18 protein-coding genes and 1 pseudogene are annotated in these 17939 nt (G+C 67.6%); 13 read left to right on the top strand and 6 right to left on the bottom strand.

Features of this window, described 5'->3' with window-relative positions; translation table 11 throughout:
• The first annotated feature begins 10 nt into the window (after positions 1 to 10).
• Genes J4H92_RS13290 through orn form a run of 5 tightly spaced genes read left to right on the top strand, consistent with a single transcriptional unit; the run spans position 11 to position 5706 of the window.
• Complete coding sequence (locus tag J4H92_RS13290; RefSeq protein ID WP_341783106.1) at positions 11 to 1663, top strand: ABC transporter substrate-binding protein; 1653 nt, start codon at positions 11 to 13, stop codon at positions 1661 to 1663.
• Positions 1641 to 2630, top strand: coding sequence for an ABC transporter permease (locus tag J4H92_RS13295; protein WP_208098673.1), 990 nt, complete (start codon positions 1641 to 1643; stop codon positions 2628 to 2630). Before J4H92_RS13290 ends, J4H92_RS13295 begins: the two co-directional genes overlap by 23 nt.
• Positions 2623 to 3444 (top strand): ABC transporter permease, encoded by an 822-nt coding sequence (locus tag J4H92_RS13300; protein ID WP_341783107.1) that lies wholly within the window; start codon positions 2623 to 2625, stop codon positions 3442 to 3444. The genes J4H92_RS13295 and J4H92_RS13300 overlap by 8 nt, the downstream gene beginning before the upstream one ends.
• A complete protein-coding gene (locus tag J4H92_RS13305; protein WP_208098674.1) occupies positions 3441 to 5039 on the top strand; it encodes an ATP-binding cassette domain-containing protein in 1599 nt (532 codons plus the stop codon). Before J4H92_RS13300 ends, J4H92_RS13305 begins: the two co-directional genes overlap by 4 nt.
• Positions 5040 to 5070: 31 nt before the next feature.
• Complete coding sequence (gene orn / locus J4H92_RS13310; protein WP_208098675.1) at positions 5071 to 5706, top strand: oligoribonuclease; 636 nt, start codon at positions 5071 to 5073, stop codon at positions 5704 to 5706.
• A 48-nt stretch (positions 5707 to 5754) separates the two neighbouring features.
• Here the strand turns inward: orn and ykgO are convergent, their stop codons facing one another.
• A complete protein-coding gene (ykgO, locus tag J4H92_RS13315) occupies positions 5755 to 5877 on the bottom strand; it encodes a type B 50S ribosomal protein L36 (protein WP_208098676.1) in 123 nt (40 codons plus the stop codon).
• A gap of 76 nt (positions 5878 to 5953) precedes the next feature.
• Here ykgO and J4H92_RS15815 point away from each other — a divergent pair, with 76 nt between their 5' ends.
• Positions 5954 to 6991, top strand: coding sequence for a GTP-binding protein (locus J4H92_RS15815; protein ID WP_208098677.1), 1038 nt, complete (start codon positions 5954 to 5956; stop codon positions 6989 to 6991).
• 33 nt (positions 6992 to 7024) lie between these two features.
• A complete protein-coding gene (locus J4H92_RS13325; protein ID WP_208098678.1) occupies positions 7025 to 7486 on the top strand; it encodes a TIR domain-containing protein in 462 nt (153 codons plus the stop codon).
• 463 nt (positions 7487 to 7949) lie between these two features.
• Here J4H92_RS13325 and J4H92_RS13330 read toward each other — a convergent pair whose 3' ends face one another.
• Positions 7950 to 8684 (bottom strand): NYN domain-containing protein, encoded by a 735-nt coding sequence (locus J4H92_RS13330; protein WP_208098679.1) that lies wholly within the window; start codon positions 8682 to 8684, stop codon positions 7950 to 7952.
• A gap of 827 nt (positions 8685 to 9511) precedes the next feature.
• Between J4H92_RS13330 and J4H92_RS13335 the strand changes: the two genes are divergently transcribed.
• The 5 genes from J4H92_RS13335 to J4H92_RS13355 all read left to right on the top strand — a co-directional run bounded on the left by J4H92_RS13335 (position 9512) and on the right by J4H92_RS13355 (position 12401).
• Positions 9512 to 9844 (top strand): hypothetical protein, encoded by a 333-nt coding sequence (locus J4H92_RS13335; protein WP_231559520.1) that lies wholly within the window; start codon positions 9512 to 9514, stop codon positions 9842 to 9844.
• A 120-nt stretch (positions 9845 to 9964) separates the two neighbouring features.
• Positions 9965 to 10450, top strand: coding sequence for a TIR domain-containing protein (locus J4H92_RS13340; protein WP_142113229.1), 486 nt, complete (start codon positions 9965 to 9967; stop codon positions 10448 to 10450).
• Positions 10431 to 10877, top strand: a complete 447-nt coding sequence (locus J4H92_RS13345; protein WP_047692334.1) for an HIT family protein — start codon at positions 10431 to 10433, stop codon at positions 10875 to 10877. Before J4H92_RS13340 ends, J4H92_RS13345 begins: the two co-directional genes overlap by 20 nt.
• Positions 10874 to 11353, top strand: a complete 480-nt coding sequence (locus J4H92_RS13350) for a hypothetical protein (RefSeq protein ID WP_185715025.1) — start codon at positions 10874 to 10876, stop codon at positions 11351 to 11353. The genes J4H92_RS13345 and J4H92_RS13350 overlap by 4 nt, the downstream gene beginning before the upstream one ends.
• Positions 11354 to 11417: 64 nt before the next feature.
• Positions 11418 to 12401: a DNA-processing protein DprA gene (locus J4H92_RS13355; RefSeq protein ID WP_124973054.1), complete on the top strand. Its 984-nt coding sequence runs from the start codon at positions 11418 to 11420 to the stop codon at positions 12399 to 12401.
• Positions 12402 to 12435: 34 nt separating this feature from the next.
• On the opposite strand, the gene J4H92_RS13360 is transcribed toward J4H92_RS13355, so the two are convergent.
• Positions 12436 to 12810: a sulfate permease gene (locus J4H92_RS13360; RefSeq protein WP_073186128.1), complete on the bottom strand. Its 375-nt coding sequence runs from the start codon at positions 12808 to 12810 to the stop codon at positions 12436 to 12438.
• 139 nt (positions 12811 to 12949) lie between these two features.
• Positions 12950 to 14896, bottom strand: a pseudogene (locus tag J4H92_RS13365) (ATP-dependent DNA helicase); the annotation flags it as partial.
• Between the two features lie 84 nt (positions 14897 to 14980).
• Here J4H92_RS13365 and J4H92_RS13370 point away from each other — a divergent pair.
• Positions 14981 to 16438: a recombinase family protein gene (locus tag J4H92_RS13370; protein ID WP_208098680.1), complete on the top strand. Its 1458-nt coding sequence runs from the start codon at positions 14981 to 14983 to the stop codon at positions 16436 to 16438.
• Positions 16439 to 16501: 63 nt separating this feature from the next.
• On the opposite strand, the gene J4H92_RS13375 is transcribed toward J4H92_RS13370, so the two are convergent.
• Together J4H92_RS13375 and J4H92_RS13380 are read right to left on the bottom strand one after the other, a co-directional pair.
• Positions 16502 to 16711 (bottom strand): hypothetical protein, encoded by a 210-nt coding sequence (locus tag J4H92_RS13375; protein ID WP_175986204.1) that lies wholly within the window; start codon positions 16709 to 16711, stop codon positions 16502 to 16504.
• A 125-nt stretch (positions 16712 to 16836) separates the two neighbouring features.
• On the bottom strand, positions 16837 to 17496 hold the full coding sequence (locus J4H92_RS13380) for an exopolyphosphatase (protein ID WP_243752363.1): 660 nt from the start codon (positions 17494 to 17496) through the stop codon (positions 16837 to 16839).
• Between the last annotated feature and the right edge of the window lie 443 nt (positions 17497 to 17939).

The following is a 17939-nucleotide window of genomic DNA, read 5'->3' on the forward strand; positions in this document are numbered from 1 at the left end:
ATGACTCTTCGTGAACACACCCCGAAGAACCCCCACCGCTCATCGCAACGCCTGGATCGCAGGATTCGCCCTCGCGTCGCTCGTCCTCCCCCTCAGCGCCTGCGCCACGGACTCCGGTTCCGACGAGTCGGCGGAGCCGAGGGACACCCTCGTCTACGCGACCGGGGACGCCGAGCCCGACTGCCTGGATCCGCACGTCGGCGGTAATTTCCCCCAGGCGCTGCTGGCGACGCAGGTGCTCGAATCGCTCGTCGCGCTGAACGACGCCGGCGAGATCGTGCCCTGGCTCGCCACCGCGTGGGAGCCCGCCGACGACGGGCTCTCCTGGGACTTCACGCTCGACGAGAGCGCGGTCTTCACCGACGGCACCCCGGTCGATGCGGCCGCGGTCAAGGCCAACATCGAGCATCTGCAGGATCCCGACACCGGATCCTCCACCGGCTACCTCGCGGTGCAGCAGATCGAGGAGGTCGAGGTGGTCGGCCCGACCGTCGCCCGGTTCCACCTCAGCCGGCCCGACGCGGCCCTGCTCGAGTCCCTCGCGCAGCCCTGGGTGGCCATCCAGTCCCCGGCCGGCATCGAACGCGGGCAGGAGGAGAACTGCCTCTCCCCGATCGGCTCGGGACCGTTCCGCGTCGCCGAATGGGTGAAGCAGGATCGCATCGTGCTGGAGCGCAACACCGACTACGCCACCGCGCCGGACGGGTTCGAACCGCCCTCGGCGGACGCGGCGCAGCGGCTCGAATGGCGATTCATCCCGGACGCCACCACGCGCTTCGCCGCCCTCGAGAGCGGAGAGGTCGACGTGATCGACAACCCGCTGCCCGAGCAGATCACCTCGGCCGAGGCGGACGACGCACTCGCGCACGTCGATGCACCCCGTCCCGGGGCGAGCAACCGGATCGAGCTCAACACCGGGCAGGCGCCCTTCGACGATCAGCGGGTGCGCGAGGCGTTCATCGCCGCGACCGACGTGAACGCCGGGCTGGAGACGCTGTTCGAGGGCACCGCCCCTCGCTCGACCAGCGCGCTCTCGAGCGTCGAGCCCTTGGCCGTGCAGAGCCCGGACGCCTACGCCGTCGACCCCGGCCGGGCCGCCGAGCTGCTCGACGAGGCCGGCTGGACGGAGCGCGACGACGGCATCCGCCTGAAGGACGGCGAGCGGCTGACCGCGAGGTTCCCGGTGACGGGCGCGCAGTCGACCCAGGCCGAGCAAGCGCTCTTCGAGCAGATCCAGGCGGCGGCGCGCGAGGTCGGGTTCGACGTGCAGATCACGCTGCTCGACCTGGCCAGCTGGTACGGGGCGCTCGGCGCGCTCGAATACGAGCTCGTGAGCGCGCCCTACACGAAGATCGGCCCGGACGTGCTCCGGTTCCTCTACCACAGCGACGCCACCGTCCCCGCGCCCTCCGGCTACTTCGCGAACCACGCGCTGGTGCAGGATCCCGAGCTCGACGCGCTGCTCGAGGTGATCGGCGAGGAGTCGGATCCCGAGGTCCGCGGCGACGCCGCCCGGGAGGCGCAGGAGTGGATCGCCGAGGCTCGGATCATCCTGCCGATCTACGACCAGCAGAACCACTTCCTGCATCGCGCGGACCTCGAAGGATTCCGGGCGCTGCCGACCGTGAACACCCCCTGGCTTGGGAACGTCGTCGCCGGCTAGAGCGCAGGCCGGGAGGTGGCTCCCCGGCGCGCTCCGGCGCGTCGGGGGGGCCGCGGCCGTGCTGCTCGCGGTCGCCACGCTCGCCTTCGTCGCGCTGCAGTTCATTCCCGGGGATCCCGCCGAGGCCGCACTGGGCGGCCCCGGAAGTCAGGCGAGCGCCGAGGCCCTCGCCGCCGCACGGGCCCAGTTCGGGCTGGATCAGCCGCTCCTCGTGCAGTACGTCGACTTCCTCTGGCGGCTGCTGCGCGGCGACCTCGGCGTCTCCTACGCCCAGCGGATGCCGGTGGCCGAAGTGCTGGCGGGCGCGATCGGCCCGACCGCGGTGCTCACGGCCTCGGCGCTGCTGCTCGCGTGGGCGCTCGCCTTCGCCAGCGTGGTGGTGGCCAGCGGGCATTCGCGCGTCGCGCGCGGCCTGGCCTCGGCGCTCGACCTGATCGCGGCCGCGACGCCCAACTTCTGGTTGGCCAGCCTCCTGGTGCTGCTGTTCGCCGGGGTGCTGGGCTGGTTCCCGCCGGTGAGCACGGGAGACGCGCGCGGCATCGTCCTGCCGGCCCTGGCGCTCGCCATCCCGACCGCCGGGTTCATCGCGCAGGTGTGCCGCACGGGCGTCGAGGACGCGAGGCAGGCGCCCTTCGTCGAGAGCGCGCGGTCGCGCGGCGAGACCGAGGCCGGGGTGCGGATCCGCCACGTCCTCCGCCACGGGATCGTGCCGGGCCTCAACCTCACCGCGTGGGCGCTCGGCTCGCTGCTCGGCGGAGCCGCGGTGATCGAGGTCATCTTCGCCCGGCCGGGCCTCGGCCGGACCCTGGTGAACGCGGTGCTCGTCCGCGACGTCCCGGTCGTGCTCGGGGTGGTGCTGTTCGCGGCCTTCGCGTACGTCGTGGTCGCCCTCGTGACCGATCTCGTGATCGCCCGGGTCGATCCGCGCACCGAGGCCCGGCTCGCGCGGGAGGTGCCGCGTGCGTAGGCCCGGTCTCTCGTGGTTCGAGTGGTCGGCGCTCGCGGTCGCGGCGCTGATCGCGGCCTGCGCGCTCGTCCCCGGGCTGCTCGCTCCGTACGCTCCGCTCGACGTGGAACCGCAGCGGGCCTTCTCCCCTCCATCCGCCGCGCATCCCTTCGGCACCGACGACTCCGGCCGCGACGTGTTGAGCCGGATCGTGTTCGGCGCCCGCGACTCGCTCACCATCGGCGTGACCGCGACGATCGCGGGCTTGACGATGGGCGTCGTCCTCGGCGCGCTCGCGGGCGGATCGCGCGGGCGCGCGACGGCGCCGCTGCGCTTCGCCGCGGATCGCACGATCGAGGCGCTCTTCGCCTTCCCCGGCCTGCTGCTCGCGCTGCTGCTCATCTCGATCCGCGGGCCCGGGGTCGCCTCCCTCGTGATCGCGGTGGCGATCTCCACCGCTCCCGGATACGCGCGTCTGGTGCGCGGCGGGGTGCGTCAGGCGCTGGGCTCCGGTGCGGTCGAGGCGGCCCGCCTGCAGGGAGATCGCGCGGTGCGCGTGTGGTCCGGACTCATCCTCCCCGAGGCGCTCCGCCCGGTGATCGTGCTGGCGACGCTCGGAGTCGGGCAGGCGGTGGTGCTCGCCGCGGCGCTGGGATTCCTCGGTCTGGGAGCCCCACCGCCCGCGCCCGAGTGGGGCGCCATGCTCAACGCGGGCCGGCCCTACCTGGTGAAGGCCTGGTGGCTCACCTTCTTCCCCGGACTCGCCATCCTCGCCGTCGGCATCGTCACGACCGTGCTCGGCCGGGCCGTCGAGCGGAGACGGGGGTACGCATGAGTCCCGGATCCGCGCGTCCCCTGGCCCGCGTCCGCGAGCTCATCATCCGCTTCCCCGGCCAGAGCTCCCCGGCGGTCGCCGGCGTCTCTCTCGAGGTGTGCGCCGGCGAGTGCGTCGCGCTGGTGGGCGAGAGCGGCTCGGGCAAGTCGTTGACCTCCCGCGCCCTGCTCGGGCTGCTCCCGCCCGCGGCGCGGGCGTCGGCCGCCGAGCTCGCGGTGGTCTCGCCAACCTCGCCCGCAGTCGCGCCGGTCCCCCCGGCACGAGCCCGGGCCTGGAACGCCGTCCGGGGCGCGCACGCCGCGCTCATCCCCCAGGACGCGCTCGGCGGGCTGGATCCGCTGCGGCGTGTCGAGCACGAGGTCGGGGATGCGCTGCGCCTGCATCGCCTCGCCTCCGGCCAGGAGCGCCGCAGCCGCGTCGTCGCAGCGCTCGGCGCGGCCGGCATGGCCGAGCCCGACCGGCATCTCCGTCAACGCTCCGATCAGCTCTCCGGCGGGCTGCGCCAGCGCGCGCTCGTCGCTTCGGCGCTCATCGCGGACCCCGAGCTGATCGTCGCGGACGAGCCGACCACCGCGCTCGACGCCGACCACCGGGGCCGGGTGCTCGCCGAGCTGCGCCGCCGGGCCGACGCCGGCGCGGGCGTGCTGCTCATCACCCACGACCTCGCCGGGGTGCGCGGGATCGCCGACCGCGTACTGGTGATGCGCCACGGCCGCGTCATCGAGGAGGGTCCGGCCCGGAAGGTGCTCGCCGCCCCGGGGCATCCGTTCACGCGGGAGCTGCTCGCCGCGGACCCCTCGGGCGTCCCCCGCGGCGTTCCGCTGCTGGAGAAGCGGGGCGGCGACTCCCCCTCGCTCCCCCCGGGCGCGTCCGAGGAGCCGCTGCGGCCGAGTCCTCCCGAGCGGGGAGCCGTCCCCCGCCTCGATCTCTCGGCCGTCTCCGTCGCGTTCGGCGCGCGGCGCGTGCTCGACGGCGCCTCCCTGGAGGTGCGACCCGGCGAGACGGTGGGCCTGATCGGCGAGTCGGGATCCGGCAAGACCACGCTGCTCCGGATCGCGCTCGGCCTGCAGTCGCCCGCTGACGGCACGGTGCGCATCGACGGCGTCGATCGTTCCGCCGCCGATGCCCGCACCCGCAGGGAGTTGCGCCGCCGCATCTCATCGGTGCCGCAGGATCCGCTCGATTCGTTCCCGAGAGGCGCGACCGGCGCGCGCATCCTCGTCGACGCGCTGCGCGCCGCGGGGGTTCCGCGCGCGGCGCGGCGCGAGCGGGCCGAGGCGCTCGCCGGGGAGGTCGATCTGAAGACCGCGCTCCTGCCCCGCCCGGCAGCGACGCTCTCCGGCGGGCAGCGGCAGCGGCTCGCGATCGCCCGCGCGATCGCCCGGGATCCCGAGATCCTGCTGCTCGACGAGCCGGTCTCGGCGCTCGACGCCACCGTGCAGGCCCGGGTGCTCGATCTGCTCGACCGCATCCAGCGACGCCGCGGCACCGCGTATCTGCTGGTGTCGCACGATCGCGACGTGATCGCTCACATGAGCGACCGGGTCCTGCGACTGCGCGACGGCGGAATCGAGCCGGAGGACCGAGTAAACTGACCGGGTTCAGTGTTGCTAAGGAGCCCAGCGTATGTCCAATGCCCCCGCGGATCAGATGGTGTGGATCGACTGCGAGATGACCGGGCTCGACATCGAACGCGACGGGCTCTGCGAGATCGCGGTGATCGTCACCGACTTCGATCTCGAGCCGCTGCATCCGGGCTTCGAGATCGTGATCGATCCGGGGGCCGAGGCGCTCGCGGGCATGGGTGATTTCGTCCGGAAGATGCACACCGAATCCGGACTCCTGCCGCGCATCGCGGACGGGGTCTCCGTCGAGGAGGCGGAACGGAGGACGATCGCCTACGTCTCGGAGCATGTCGCCGCAGGGCGCCGTCCGATCGTCGCGGGAAACACGATCGGGATGGATCGCCGCTTCATCGCGAAGTACATGCCGCGGCTCGACGCCCGCATGCACTATCGCAGCATCGACGTGTCGACCATCAAGGAACTCGCGCGGCAGTGGTATCCGGCGGCGTTCTACGGCGCGCCAGGGAAGCACGGCGGGCACCGCGCGCTCGCCGACATCGCCGAGTCGATCCGCGAACTGGCCTACTTCCGGAGCGCCGTGCTGATCCCCGGCCCGGGACCGGACAAGGCCGCGGCGGAGCACCTGGCACAGGCCGCCGAGAGCTCCTACGAGGAGCTGATCCGCGGCGAAGCCTGAGTCGCCGAGCCGGGTTCCTGCGGCGGCTCGGACACCGGCTCGCCGCCCTCAGCCCTGACGCCCCTTGAACCGCGGGTTGAGCTTGTTGATCACGTACACCCTGCCCCTTCGGCGCACGACCTGCGCCCCCGGCTGCTTCTTCAGAGATTTCAGCGACGCCCGAACCTTCATACTATGATCCTTTCTTGAGAACGGTTATCATTAAATCATGGATCAATGATCGTCCCAAGAAACCTCGGAGGCATCAGTGGAGAGAGTCGACCTCGTCGCAATCGTCGGGAGCTGCGCGCCGGAACGGGCGAGCCACGCCGAGCGCGCGGCGCTGGCGTCCGGGCGCATGCTCATCCCGGCTCGGCGTCTCGCGCTCTCCCCCGACCCGATCGAGGAGGCGCTCGCGCTCGCGCCGTGGGCCGAACGGCCGGGCGGCGCACTCGCAGAGTTCCCGGCCGGCGTCCGGATGACGGAACTCATCGGAGCCCTCGCCGACGAGTCGAGCCCGGTGCGGCTCACCGGGGTGGTCTGCGTCGCCGACGCTCTCCACCTGCTCGACGACCTCCAGCGAGACACCTATGCCGCCCGTCGACACACGGAGCCCAGCGGCATCACGGGCATCGAGTACACGGCCCACGCCGCGCTGACCGCCGCACAGCTCGAATACGCCTCGACGATCATCCTGGCGAACTGGGACTCGCTCCCCACCTCCGAGCTCTCGACGGTCATGGCGCTCGCCAGCAGCCTGAGCCCGAAAGCCCGGCTGCGCCTCGATCGGAGCGGCGTCGAAGCGCCCGAGCCGGGCGCGACCTACGAAACCGATCAGGAGCGGCCCGGCTGGGTCGCGATCCTCAACGAGGATCATGACCCGCATATGACCGATCCGCGCGTCGCCGCGCTGCGCTACGAGCAGTTGCGCCCCTTCCATCCCGGTCGATTGCTGCGGCTGCTGAACGAACGCGTCGAACCGGGCGAGTTCGGCACGATCATCCGCTCCGCCGGGTTCTGCCGTCTCGCCACCCGCCCGCGGGTGATCGCCGAGTGGAACCATGTCGGCTCCATGTTCTCACTCGAGCCGCTGGCGAGCGATGACCGTCTGCTGCCCGATGACGAGATCCTCGCGCTCGGACAGGATCTCGCCGTCATCGGGCTGGATCTGCGCCGCCGCGAGCTCGTCGCGGCGCTCGACGAGGCGGCGCTGACCGACCGCGAGGCGGCCGCCGGGCCGACGAGCTGGGCAGAGTTCTCCGATCCCTTCCCCGCCTGGCACACCGCCGACGAGCATCCGCGCTGAGGCCGGGGCTCGGCAATTCGAGCAAGCTCGATTGTGCCCGGCCTTCCTTGGGTCGGCGAAGAGAGTCTGGACAACGATCATCGAACTGATGGGCAGAACAAGGCGGATTCTGATGAGAGTGAGAGAAGCCGCACCGAGCGAATCGCTGTGCAGGGACCCAAGAAGGTTTTCATCGCACACGGAAGGAGTCGGACACCGCTTGATCAGCTAAAGAGGGCGCCCGATCAGTTCAAGGTCAAGTATGCCGTCGCGGTTGACGAGCCGAACCGAGGTCGTCCTATCAGCCGGAAGGTCGCGGAACTCATGGAGAACGAGCGTTCTTCAGGGATCTTCATCTTCACCGCGGATGAGCGTTTCGTGCAAGAGAACCAAGAGGGCGAACAGGTTGAAATCTGGCGACCAAGCGAGAACCTCGTCTACGAACTGGGAGCCGCCTCAATTCCTGTACGAGAACCGGATTGTGATCTTCAAGGAGGAGAGTGTATCTTTCCCTAGCGACTTCAGCAATCTCGGCTACATCTCGTTCGAGAAAGATCAACTGGTTGCGGAACTGGGAGCACTCTTCGCTGAGCTTGTTCCAGTCGACAGCTTGGAAGTCCACGCCAGGGGCTGAGAGCGGACCGACCCCGCCCTACAGGGGGTGTCGTGTGTGCAACTTGCCGATCCCACGGTAGTCGACTACTGGTCAGGCGGTCTGGCCCGCTGTCGGCCACGCCCAATTATGCTTACCCAGTCGACTTTTCAGTATCGAACGAACGCCTTCAGCGCTCATAAAGACAGCGGGACCCGCCGAGGCTTGCGTAGACGTCCTGTTCGCCTTCGGTGATTCTCCTCTGTGCACCAACGTCGGAACACAGGAGGACCGGGTGTTCTGTAAAGCACATTGACTTAATCAAAGCGACAAGAAGAAAACCCGGCCCCTGAGGGGCCGGGTGGTGTGAGGCAATACTAGCACGGATCACCATTTCGGCGGCTTCGTGACCTTCGTCCCGACCGTTTGCGGGAGTTGGTTTCGATACCAGTCTTCGGGCTGCATCTGGTACCACCAGTGGTTACCGACTCCGTCTGTTGGCTGGCCTGCCAGTTTGCCTGCACGATAGCCCTTCGTTGGGTTGATCAACCCTACTGGCACAAAGTCACGCACGTAGTTAATCGGAAACGCCAGGTCACTGTCATTCGAGATCACGAGAGCTGCATCGATGGCCCCGGTGAGTACATCGATGAGCAAATGCGAAGCAACGTTGACATCTGACCCCTTCTCCTCGCGTCGCGCAATAGATGCCATGAATCTCGCGTCTGGCACGTCATCCTCGGCCCCGTCTTGAACCATTACAGGCCACTGCGGATGAGAAATGACCGGCTTCCCGTTTCTCCCGGCAACGGCGAGGGGCGCTGTCGCTACTCGGGCAACGTAACTTCCAAATGCGATGCGTGTCGCCGCACCCGATTGTTCCAGAGCGCGTAAGTACACATCCTGCTCCCTCTGGCCTTCGGGATTGCTCGCACCACTGATCCTGGCTGTGCAGTAGGTAACCACCTCGATCGTCGGATCCACCCATTGTGAATGAGCCGTAACAAGTTCTTTAGCCAACGCCTTGATGTCCAGCCATCTCCATCCGGCCCTGGAACGTCCACAGATGCCCCTGCCGCCGTAATAGAGGTTGTATCCATCGATGTAGATGCCGACTCTCATGAGGTGAGGTTAGATCACGCGTCCGACAATCAGCACCTCGCGGGAGTGCGGTGAGGCATGACCAGCGACACGAGAGAAGAACCCGGGCTGCCGAAATCAGCAGAGGAACTCGCGGATTCCTTCTCGCCCCCCAACCGGCGTGAACTCCTCAGACATTTCAGGGCAGGCGAGTTTGAGACCGCAGCGGCGACAACGAAAGCGAACGGGAACGATTCGGCTCGCAAGAAACGAAAGGGCAGAGCCGGCATCTCCAAACCCCAGGAATCGTCTGGAACCGATGCTCGAGAACTACTTCCACTCGTATGTCGATTACGCGAACGGGCTGACGCAGGTCGAGATCGCGAGACGGCACGGTGCCCATGTGCAAACCTTGCGGAAACGACTCCAAGAAGCGGGGGGGGGCAACACGCGGTCTCGGAGAGAGCAGCTTGAGCGAGGCGGAGGTGCGGGCAGCTCAGGCCACCAGTGAGAACGGATCGAGCATCTGGTCGGTTGGTGGTAGCTCGGTGACGCACAGACGACACTGCTTCGGGCGATCAAGAGATCTCCGCACCATGATCACGATTGCGCACCAGCAAAACTCGGAAACCCGAAATATTCGCGAATCACCATGCCGCACTACACGGAATAGACCGCTGATCAGGTGTTTCAAAAAGAAATCTGCCCCGACTCGAAAACCGGGGGCAGATTCATCGGGGTGCCTGAGTAGTACGTTCGGCAACTCCGCCCCCAAGACGAAAACCCTGGTCAACCGCCTAGACCGTGGGGTCTACGAGGTCTCTCGACGTCCCCAGAATACCGCTCCGAAGGACGATCGTGGCCCCGTCGTGAGGACTGTCGAGACGGCTCAAACTTTTCTCACCGCCTCCGAAGTGGACGCCCTCGTCGGCGACTACCTCGCCGGGATGAGCGTCAAGACACTCGCCGAGAGGTACGGCATCCACCGCGCAACGGTGTTCTCCCACCTGCGCCGCCGCAACGTGCCGAGCCGCCGCCCGGGGTTGGGCCTCGACGAGAAGGCGGAGGCGGTGCGGCTCGCCCGTGCGGGTGTCTCGATGCGAGCGATCGGTCGTCGGATGGGCGTGGACCGCAAGGCAGTGCGTGCAGCTCTGGTCGAGGCTGGCCTCATCGCGGACAAGATCATCGACGGCGTGTCGTGAAGCAGGATGGTGGTCTGGCTCCGCGCGAGGGCGCATCAAAGTTCGAATGTCAGTGGTCCACCGTAGGCTTGGATTGACGGTACGAGAGCGGCTCGACCGCAGGTGACGGGAGAGTCAAGCATGGCCAAGTCAGTCTTCTACAGCTTCCACTACGACCGCGACGCATGGCGGGTGCAGCAGATCATCCAGATGGGCGCTTTGGAGGGACAGCCCATCCTCAACGCGCAGCAGTGGGAGGAAGTCAAGCGCAAGGGTGACGCGGCCATCAAGAAGTGGATCGCCGATCAGATGGCCTACAAGTCGGCAGTCGTAGTCTTGATTGGCGCTCAGACTGCCAGCCGTCCGTGGGTGCGCCACGAGATCGCGCACGCCTGGGACAACCACAAGCCGCTGGTTGGCATCCGAATCCATGGGCTGGCCGACCGCAACGGCAACACCGACTCATACGGAGAGAACCCGTTCAGCAAGGTGTCGCTCAAGGGCGGCGGCACCGTCGGCGACTACGTGCCGGTCTACAGCCCCAGCGGATCGAACAGCCAGGCCGTCTACGCGGACATCAAGGCGAACATCACTACTTGGGTCAACAATGCCTACAAACGATCCTGACTGCCCCTTCTGCGAGATCGTCCAGAGAGACGACCCCGATGCCCGCGAGGTCTATCGCGATCAGCATGTCGTCGCGTTCTTCCCCCACAACCCGGCAACCCTCGGACACACCCTGGTCATCCCTCGCATCCACGTTCCCGACATCTGGACGCTTGACCGAAGCACTGCAGAACAGCTCGCTGACGCAACAACCCGGCTCGCCGCAGCGGTCAAACGTGCAGTCAATCCGGACGGGCTCAATGTCATCCAGTCCAACGGCAGTGCGGCGAGCCAGACTGTCTTCCACCTGCACATTCATCTTGTGCCTCGCTGGGAAGGCGACCCCATCGGCCACATCTGGCCGCCCGAAAGCAACTACAGCGAGAAGGAGAAGGACGACGCGTGGGAAGCGCTGAGAGTCGAGTGTCGGAAGGCGAGCAACAGTTGAGCACGTCGAGCGCACCCTCTGAAGAAGATCGGCGGAAGCACCTCGACTTCATCCAGGCAGTCGTCACTCGCATGTCCGCTGCGTCATCAAGCGCGAAGGGGTGGCTGCTGCCAGTTGCGACGGCCACCTATGGGTTCGCGCTGATCCAGCACTCCCGGGCGGTAGCTCTGCTCGGACTCGCTGCGGTCGTGCTCTTCATGTTCCTCGACGCCAACTACTTGCGACAAGAACGCGCCTATCGGCGCCTGTACGACACAGTTGCACGGGGCACGCGGGCCGTCCCGCAGTTCTCACTCGACCCATCCGAAGCTGACGATCCGATACCGGCGTCGGCCGGATGGCGTGAGCGAGTCAAGACTGTTGTTGGCCGATGGGTCCCGACCTGGAGCGTTTGGTCTTCGTGGTCGATTCTGCCCTTCTACGGCGCGCTCTTGCTCATAGGAGTCGGCATCTATATCCGCGCCGTCCTCTCCTAGCTGCGGCCCAACCGGGGCCGACCGTGTACCTCGTCGGTAAGTGAAACGCCGAGAGGAACCGATGATGGCCAACTTGAGCGATGTTGCGAGCGACGAGCGCACCGCGAGGATGGTGCTGTCCATGCTCGTCGAGCCCAATGACCCGGTGACAGGACGCATCTTGTCCAGGCTCAGAGCAGTCGAGACGCTTTGGCTCGCTGAGCACGACCGCGAAGTAGTCGGTCTGAGCCCAGTGGACGCGCAGGTCTGGCGCGAACGCCTCAGGGTGCCAGATGCAAGGGAGCTCGCCGGGCGAATCGACCAGGTGCACCAATCGGGGGTTCGAGCACTCATCCCAGGCGATAACGACTGGCCTACCGCCTTCGACGATCTTGGTGAAGTTGCGCCCTACGTGCTGTGGACTCGCGGCACGTCGTCCTTCCTCTCGCGTCCGATGAGCGATCTCGTCACGATCACCGGGGCTCGGGCATGCACCTCCTACGGTGAATACGTGGCTCGGGAACTCGCCAGTTCCGTTGCCGCAGAGGAACGAGTTGTCGTCGCGGGAGGTGCCTACGGGATCGAAGGCGCGTCGCACCAGGCCGCCCTCGCTGCAGGTGGCGACACGATCGCCATTCTCGCCAACGGAGTCGATCGCCCGTACCCTGTCGGCCATCGCGACCTGCTTGATCGCGTCGCTGATGTCGGCCTTCTCGTCAGTGAGGTTCCGCCGGGTGCCGTTCCGACCCGACACCGGGTCATCGCCCGAGCCCGGCTGATGGCTGCGCTGTCCTACGCGTCGGTGATCGTCGAAGCGGGTGCTCGATCTGGCTCACTGCTGGTTGCCCAGCGAGCCGACGAGCTCGGCCGACGTGTCGGTGCCGTTCCCGGACCAGTCACGAGCGCCGCCAGCATAGGACCGCACCGCTTGTTGCGCGACGGCATCGCGACCTTGGTGGCGGACACTTCGGACCTCGCCAAGCTCGTGGAGCGGGGCCAGGTGTCACGAGAGCGACTCGACATGGAGCAGGTCGGCCCACCTTCGCCTGCTCCGACGCGCACGCTGTAGCGCGCCGGTCAGCGGTGGACGCCGGAGCCTGAACTCAGCGAGAGCTTCGAGTGAGCTCACCCAGTGGCACATCCTCGGAGAGCTCCTGCCGCTGCTGCCGCTGCTCGCGGTATTCACGGGCGCGAGCCCTTACGAGGAGAACGACGCTCACTGGGCCGATGGCCATCATCTTGAGAGCGTTCCAGAGGCAGACCAGCACGACGAGGTGGAGCCATCCTGGGCCGCCGTTCTCAATGAGTGTGGTGCACCAGAAGGCGATGACCAGGTAGGGACCGGCCAGGAGCATCGCGGGGACGCCCCACTTCAGTCCCTTCCTCGTGCGGATCAGATCGAGCAGGATGTTGCTCGGCATGTAGCAACGCAGGAAGTAGCGAACCTCGGCGCTGGCTGTCCACAGTAGGCGGATCATGATGGGCTCCTCTCAACACGCGAGTCGTTGTCGAGACGGTGCGTGGAGAGTGACCCGAAGGTCTGCCGCGGGCGGCCCAAAGGTAAGGAGAAATCCGCCTCACCTCAAGGCTACGCCCCAGTCATGACATTGGGAAGGGTCAGATGCTGCGCCCAGGCCCGGGCTGGTCGCGCCTGACGGCCTGGAGATCGACCTCTGTCTGACGGCTCTCATCAGCGACCAGCTGACGTACCTTGTCGAGCGCGGAGCGCGCTCGGGCGGCGTCGATCTTCTGCGCGGCCGACTCGGGCGGGGCACCGATGGGCGCGTCGTCGGTGATGCGGTACCGGTCTCGGTAAGCCGCGACCACACGTGCGGACTTGCGCCAGGCCGCGGCTCGTCGTCGATCGGCGAGCGGTGTTCCGAGTGCCTTCGTCCACGCTGCGTTCTCGGTGAGCGCGGCTTCGAGTGTGGCGTCGGCGCGTGCCTCGATCAGTTCCTCTCGCTCGTCGAGAGCTGCTCGCATCTCGGCGTCGATGACTCCATGCGCCCGTGGGAGCAGGCCGGCGATGAGTCGTGCTGGCTTGCGGGTTCGGCCTGATCCTGCGGGCCGGGCGGTCGCCCGCTCGACTCGGTAGTGGAGGACGGCGGCGATGTCGTCCGCGTCACCGAACCCGCGCACGGCCACGAGGCGCGGCAGGAGGGCATCGACATTGTGATGGTTCGCTTCAGCGCGTCGGAGTTCAGCCGCGAGCGGGCCGAACGCCTCGGACTCGATGGCACTCTCGGCCTGTTCCTCGGTGAGCCCGGAGCCCCGAACGAGAGTGGCCCAGCGGTCGCGTTGGGCTGCGGCGGCGATGGTCTCGTACTCGGCGGCGAGCTGGGCGATCGAGCCCCACTGTTCCTGTTCGGCGACGATGGTCTCGTGCGCCGAGAGTTCGGCCCCACTGTGCTGCAGGACTCCGTAGAGCACGCTTCGCGCGGTGGCATGTGGGTCGTCGCCGGGGTGTGGCTGCGCGTGGTCGTCGGCGTGGTCGAGCGTCACGTAGGCGTGGTTGGAGTGCCGCCCCCGGGTCATCGCGACGTAGAAGGTCTCCCTTGTCGAGGTTGGTTCGACCAGGACGTGCGCGGTGTCGGTCGTGATGCCTTGCGCTCGGTAGGCGGTGACTGCGTAGCCGAGATCGACATGCTCGGCCACGTAAGCGGCGGGGAGGAGGATGCTGCCGCCGAACCTCCGTCCTCGCTTCCGAGCCCTGATGGTTCCATCGTCGCGGACGGTAGTGCCGGTCCCATAGTCGCGTGCGATGGTGATGGTCCCGTCGTCGCCGACGGCGGTGACGGTCCAGATGTCACCGTTGCGCACCCAGTCCCGTCCGGCCAGGGTGCGGAGGTTCCGGTTGTTGAGTCGCGTGATGATGGTGTCGCCGACGCCTGCGGCGGTGCCGTCGCGCAGCTCGACTTCGCGGTCGGGGTTCAGCGTCTTGTTGAGGATCAGGTCGGCGCGGGCGCGACCGTTCAGCACGGTCATGTCTTGATGGGTCTCGGCGATCAGCACCGAGACGAGTCCCGCGTCGCGGTCGGTGCGCCAGGCGTTGTAGGCGGCATCGGTCATGGCCTCGCCGTCGCCGTCGGTGATGCGCTGATGGGCGAGGTAGGTGTCGATAGCCGCCGTGCGGCCGTGGCGTAGCTCAAGTGAGGCGGTCTTCTCCCAGACGTGGGTGAAGCGGTGAACGTCGACCAGTTCGGGGGTGTCGGCTCGGTCTCTGGCGATCATCGCGAATGCTCCGCCGGCGTCCACGGATTGCAGTTGCGCGTAGTCGCCGACCAGCAGCACCTTCGCGCCCGCTTCATGGGCGAGGTGGGTGATGCGGTCCAGCGACAGGGCGCCGGCCAGGGATGCTTCGTCGATGATGACGAGCTGTCTCGCCTCGAACGTGGTGCCGTGGATGAGGTGGTTCTGCCACCACTTCGCCGTGTTCTCCGTCGCGATCCCGAGATCGTCCGCCAGCACCTGGGCGGCAACCGCCGACGGTGCCAACCCGACGACCGAACCGGAGCCGTGCTCGGCTTCCCACGCTCGTCGGAGCGCGTTCATGGCGGTGGTCTTGTCGACGTGTCGGGTTTGACCGGCGTACCTACCAGGCGACAAGGGGAGGTCGTCATGGGCGGCACAGCAGCAAGCAGCAGCGGTGTGGAGCAGGTGGTGGTGTACCTGCGTATCAGTGAGGATCGTACCGGCGCGGAGGCCGGAGTCGAGCGGCAGCGCCAGGACTGCCTGGAGCTGTGCGTCCGGCTCGGGATCACCGATCCGGCGGTGTTCATGGACAACGACATCTCCGCCTACTCGGGCAAGAAGCGCCCCGGCTATCTCGACCTCCTCGAACGCGTGAAGCTGGGGCCGTCGCGGATTGTGGCGTGGCATGTGGATCGCCTCTACCGTCGCCCGCGCGAGCTGGAAGACCTCATCGACCTCGTGGAAGCCCATCCGATCCGCATCGAGACGGTCAAGGGCGGCGCGTTCGATCTGAACACCCACGAAGGCCGGTTGATGGCCAGGCAGCTCGTGGCGATCGCCTCCTACGAGTCCGGGCACAAAGCAGACCGCATCCGCCGTGCGAATCAGCAGAAGGCCGAGCGAGGCGACTGGCATGGCGGGGCGAAGTACGGGTACGGCGTCGGCGGGGTCCTGATCCCGGAGGAGGCCGCGGTGATCCGGGAGATGGCCGACCGGTTCCTCGCGGGCCAGTCGGTGCGGCAGATCACCCGGTGGCTCAACCGCGAGGGCGGGCCGGTGCCGCCGTCGAAGGGCAAGAGCCGGTTGAACATGTGGCACGAGAGCACGGTCGGCTCGATCCTGTGCTCGGCCAGGATTTCGGGGCAACGCGCCTACGAACCAGCATCGAAGACGACGGCGACGTGGGAACGCCGTGACCGGGCGATTCTCGGGCCGGGGAACTGGGAAGCGATCATCACCCCGGAAGAGACGGCGCGTATCCGGGCGGTGTTCAACCACCCCGACCGGCGGGTGGGCCGCTCATCCAAGAGCCTGCTGGCGGGGCTGATCACCTGCGCCAAGTGCGGCAACACCCTCGTCTCCTCCGGCCTGCACCGGGGCGAGACCTCAATCGGGAAGCGCCGCTTCTACCGCTGCCTACCCCTGCCCGGCAGGCCCGAGCGTGGCGGGCTCGTCGTGTCCGCGCACGGCATCGAAACCCTGGTGAGCGAGGCCATGATCGCGCGCCTGGCCGCGACCACACTTCCCACCACTGCACCGGGCGCCGATGCGGGGGTGTCGGCGGCGATGGAACAGATCACCGCCGCCCGTCAGCGCATGGAGGACATGGCCCGCGACTACGGCGCGGGCCTGCTCTCCCGCACCGAACTGCACGCCGCCAAGACCGCCGCCACCGCGACCATCAGCAACGCCGAACTCGTGCTGGGTCGTAGCGCGAAGTCTTCGGCATTGAAGGGCATCCCCATCGGCGACGAGGAAGCGTTGCGGGCGGCGTGGGAGGTGGAGTGGTCGATCCCGCAGAAGCGCGCGATCATCGCCGCCCTGATCGACACCCTCACCGTCAAACCCGCAGAGCCCGGTAAGCGCGGGGCGAGGTTCCGGCCCGAACGGGTGGAACTCACCTTCAAAGCCTGACCCGCCCCGGGCGAGAGCGCCGCCACCCTGGCAGGAAGGACGGCGGTGCTCGCGTGTGGAGGGTCAGTTCTCGGGGCGGGTGAGGATGCGGAGCTTGGCCAGTGTCACCGGATCGGTGACCCCGACCGGCACCGCGGAACGCTCACACGCCTCCATCGTCCACGCCACGACATCGAAACCCGGCGGCAGCCCGCTCGGGGTCCGGCCCCGCCGCTCACGAGCCGAGGGCGTCAGAGAAGTTTCGGGGGTGCTGTGCGCTGCTGTGGTCGTCATACCTGACAGGTGCGCACTCGAAACCACTACATATAGCGGTCATGGAGTGATCAATCTGCTACATGTTGGTTCTCGTGGATGACGGGGCCCCTCGACGCCACCCAGAGAGTGTGCTCTGACGAGGTTCACGGTTCAGGCGTCGGGTTGGGGTTGGCGGCGCGGATCGCGTCTCTCAGAGTGTCGTCGTCACGCAGGCGGTCCGGTAGTTCGCCGCTGAGCAGGCGCAGCAGTAGGCCGTCGCCGGTCGGTGTGCCGGAGTGCTTCGCGGCGGGATGCCCCAACACGATCCGCAGCAACGCGGTCCAAGACCGTGGCGGCAGGCCCAGCAGGACCGGCACGGTGCGGTCGCGGCGCAGCACCTCCACTGCACGGGACCTCGAAGGCAGATCGGCCAGCCGATAGGCGACATGCTCCACGCAGTCGGCCACGAGCGCGGCATCCCAGCCCGCCGAGACGAACAACCCCACCACTTCCGACAGCACGGCGGTGAGTTGCCCGTCGTCCTCGCCGGGCTCCGGGTCGTCATTGTCGGCAGCGACGGCGAACGCGGGATGGTAGTCGGTCAGGCCCTCTCGTTCAGCGAACCGAACGGCGTCGTGGAATCCGGCGATCCTGGGCGTGCGGCGGGCCTTGCTGGTCGCCACCAACAGCCCGGCAGCACGAGCCTCCGCGAGACAGGTGATCTGCACGGCGTGGGTGACAACAGCCCACGGATTCCCCGCGTTGCGCGTTGAGGGGGCGAGCATGACCTCGAACGCCATCGAAGCGACCTCCCAGGCATCCATCCCGTATCTGCGAGCCAGCCGCCGATACCTCACTGCCGTGTATCGCATTAGCTCCGCCGCTTCACGGTCGCCCCGCCAGGCACCAGGCCCGGCTTCATGCAAGCGGATCAACAGGGCACGTAGTCCCTCGGGGCTCTGGAATCCGTGGCTGGCCGGGCCAGCCGGTCCCGCAGCATCGTCGCTGGCGGGTGAAGTGTGCTCGTCCACGGTGACGCCTCCCAGAAGGGAGGTGCGCCACCAGCACCCATACCGGGACGTCTCGTCAGCACGCCCCTACACCAGCCGCCGGTTAGCAAGCGCGCCGCGTGCGTCATATCAAGGCGGCGATCCTGGGCAGCGCGCGAGCTGTGCATGAACAGTTGGGTAGGGCAATCTCGTAGCACCGAGGCCCGCTGATGAGTGCCGACCGAAGCCTGCCGCATTGAACTCAGTGCCGACGTGTC

The organism is Leucobacter weissii (assembly GCF_017565745.1).
In the GTDB taxonomy this organism is placed as follows: domain Bacteria; phylum Actinomycetota; class Actinomycetes; order Actinomycetales; family Microbacteriaceae; genus Leucobacter; species Leucobacter weissii.

What these genes read in the sequence shown, in the direction of transcription:
- J4H92_RS13345 (WP_047692334.1), top strand. Translation starts at nt 10,431, where the DNA reads ATGCCTACAAACGATCCTGACTGCCCCTTCTGCGAGATCGTCCAGAGA.
- J4H92_RS13360 (WP_073186128.1), bottom strand. Translation starts at nt 12,810, where the DNA reads ATGATCCGCCTACTGTGGACAGCCAGCGCCGAGGTTCGCTACTTCCTG.
- J4H92_RS13305 (WP_208098674.1), top strand. Translation starts at nt 3,441, where the DNA reads ATGAGTCCCGGATCCGCGCGTCCCCTGGCCCGCGTCCGCGAGCTCATC.
- J4H92_RS13375 (WP_175986204.1), bottom strand. Translation starts at nt 16,711, where the DNA reads ATGACGACCACAGCAGCGCACAGCACCCCCGAAACTTCTCTGACGCCC.
- J4H92_RS13330 (WP_208098679.1), bottom strand. Translation starts at nt 8,684, where the DNA reads ATGAGAGTCGGCATCTACATCGATGGATACAACCTCTATTACGGCGGC.
- orn (WP_208098675.1), top strand. Translation starts at nt 5,071, where the DNA reads ATGTCCAATGCCCCCGCGGATCAGATGGTGTGGATCGACTGCGAGATG.
- J4H92_RS13355 (WP_124973054.1), top strand. Translation starts at nt 11,418, where the DNA reads ATGGCCAACTTGAGCGATGTTGCGAGCGACGAGCGCACCGCGAGGATG.
- ykgO (WP_208098676.1), bottom strand. Translation starts at nt 5,877, where the DNA reads ATGAAGGTTCGGGCGTCGCTGAAATCTCTGAAGAAGCAGCCGGGGGCG.
- J4H92_RS13340 (WP_142113229.1), top strand. Translation starts at nt 9,965, where the DNA reads ATGGCCAAGTCAGTCTTCTACAGCTTCCACTACGACCGCGACGCATGG.
- J4H92_RS13380 (WP_243752363.1), bottom strand. Translation starts at nt 17,496, where the DNA reads ATGGATGCCTGGGAGGTCGCTTCGATGGCGTTCGAGGTCATGCTCGCC.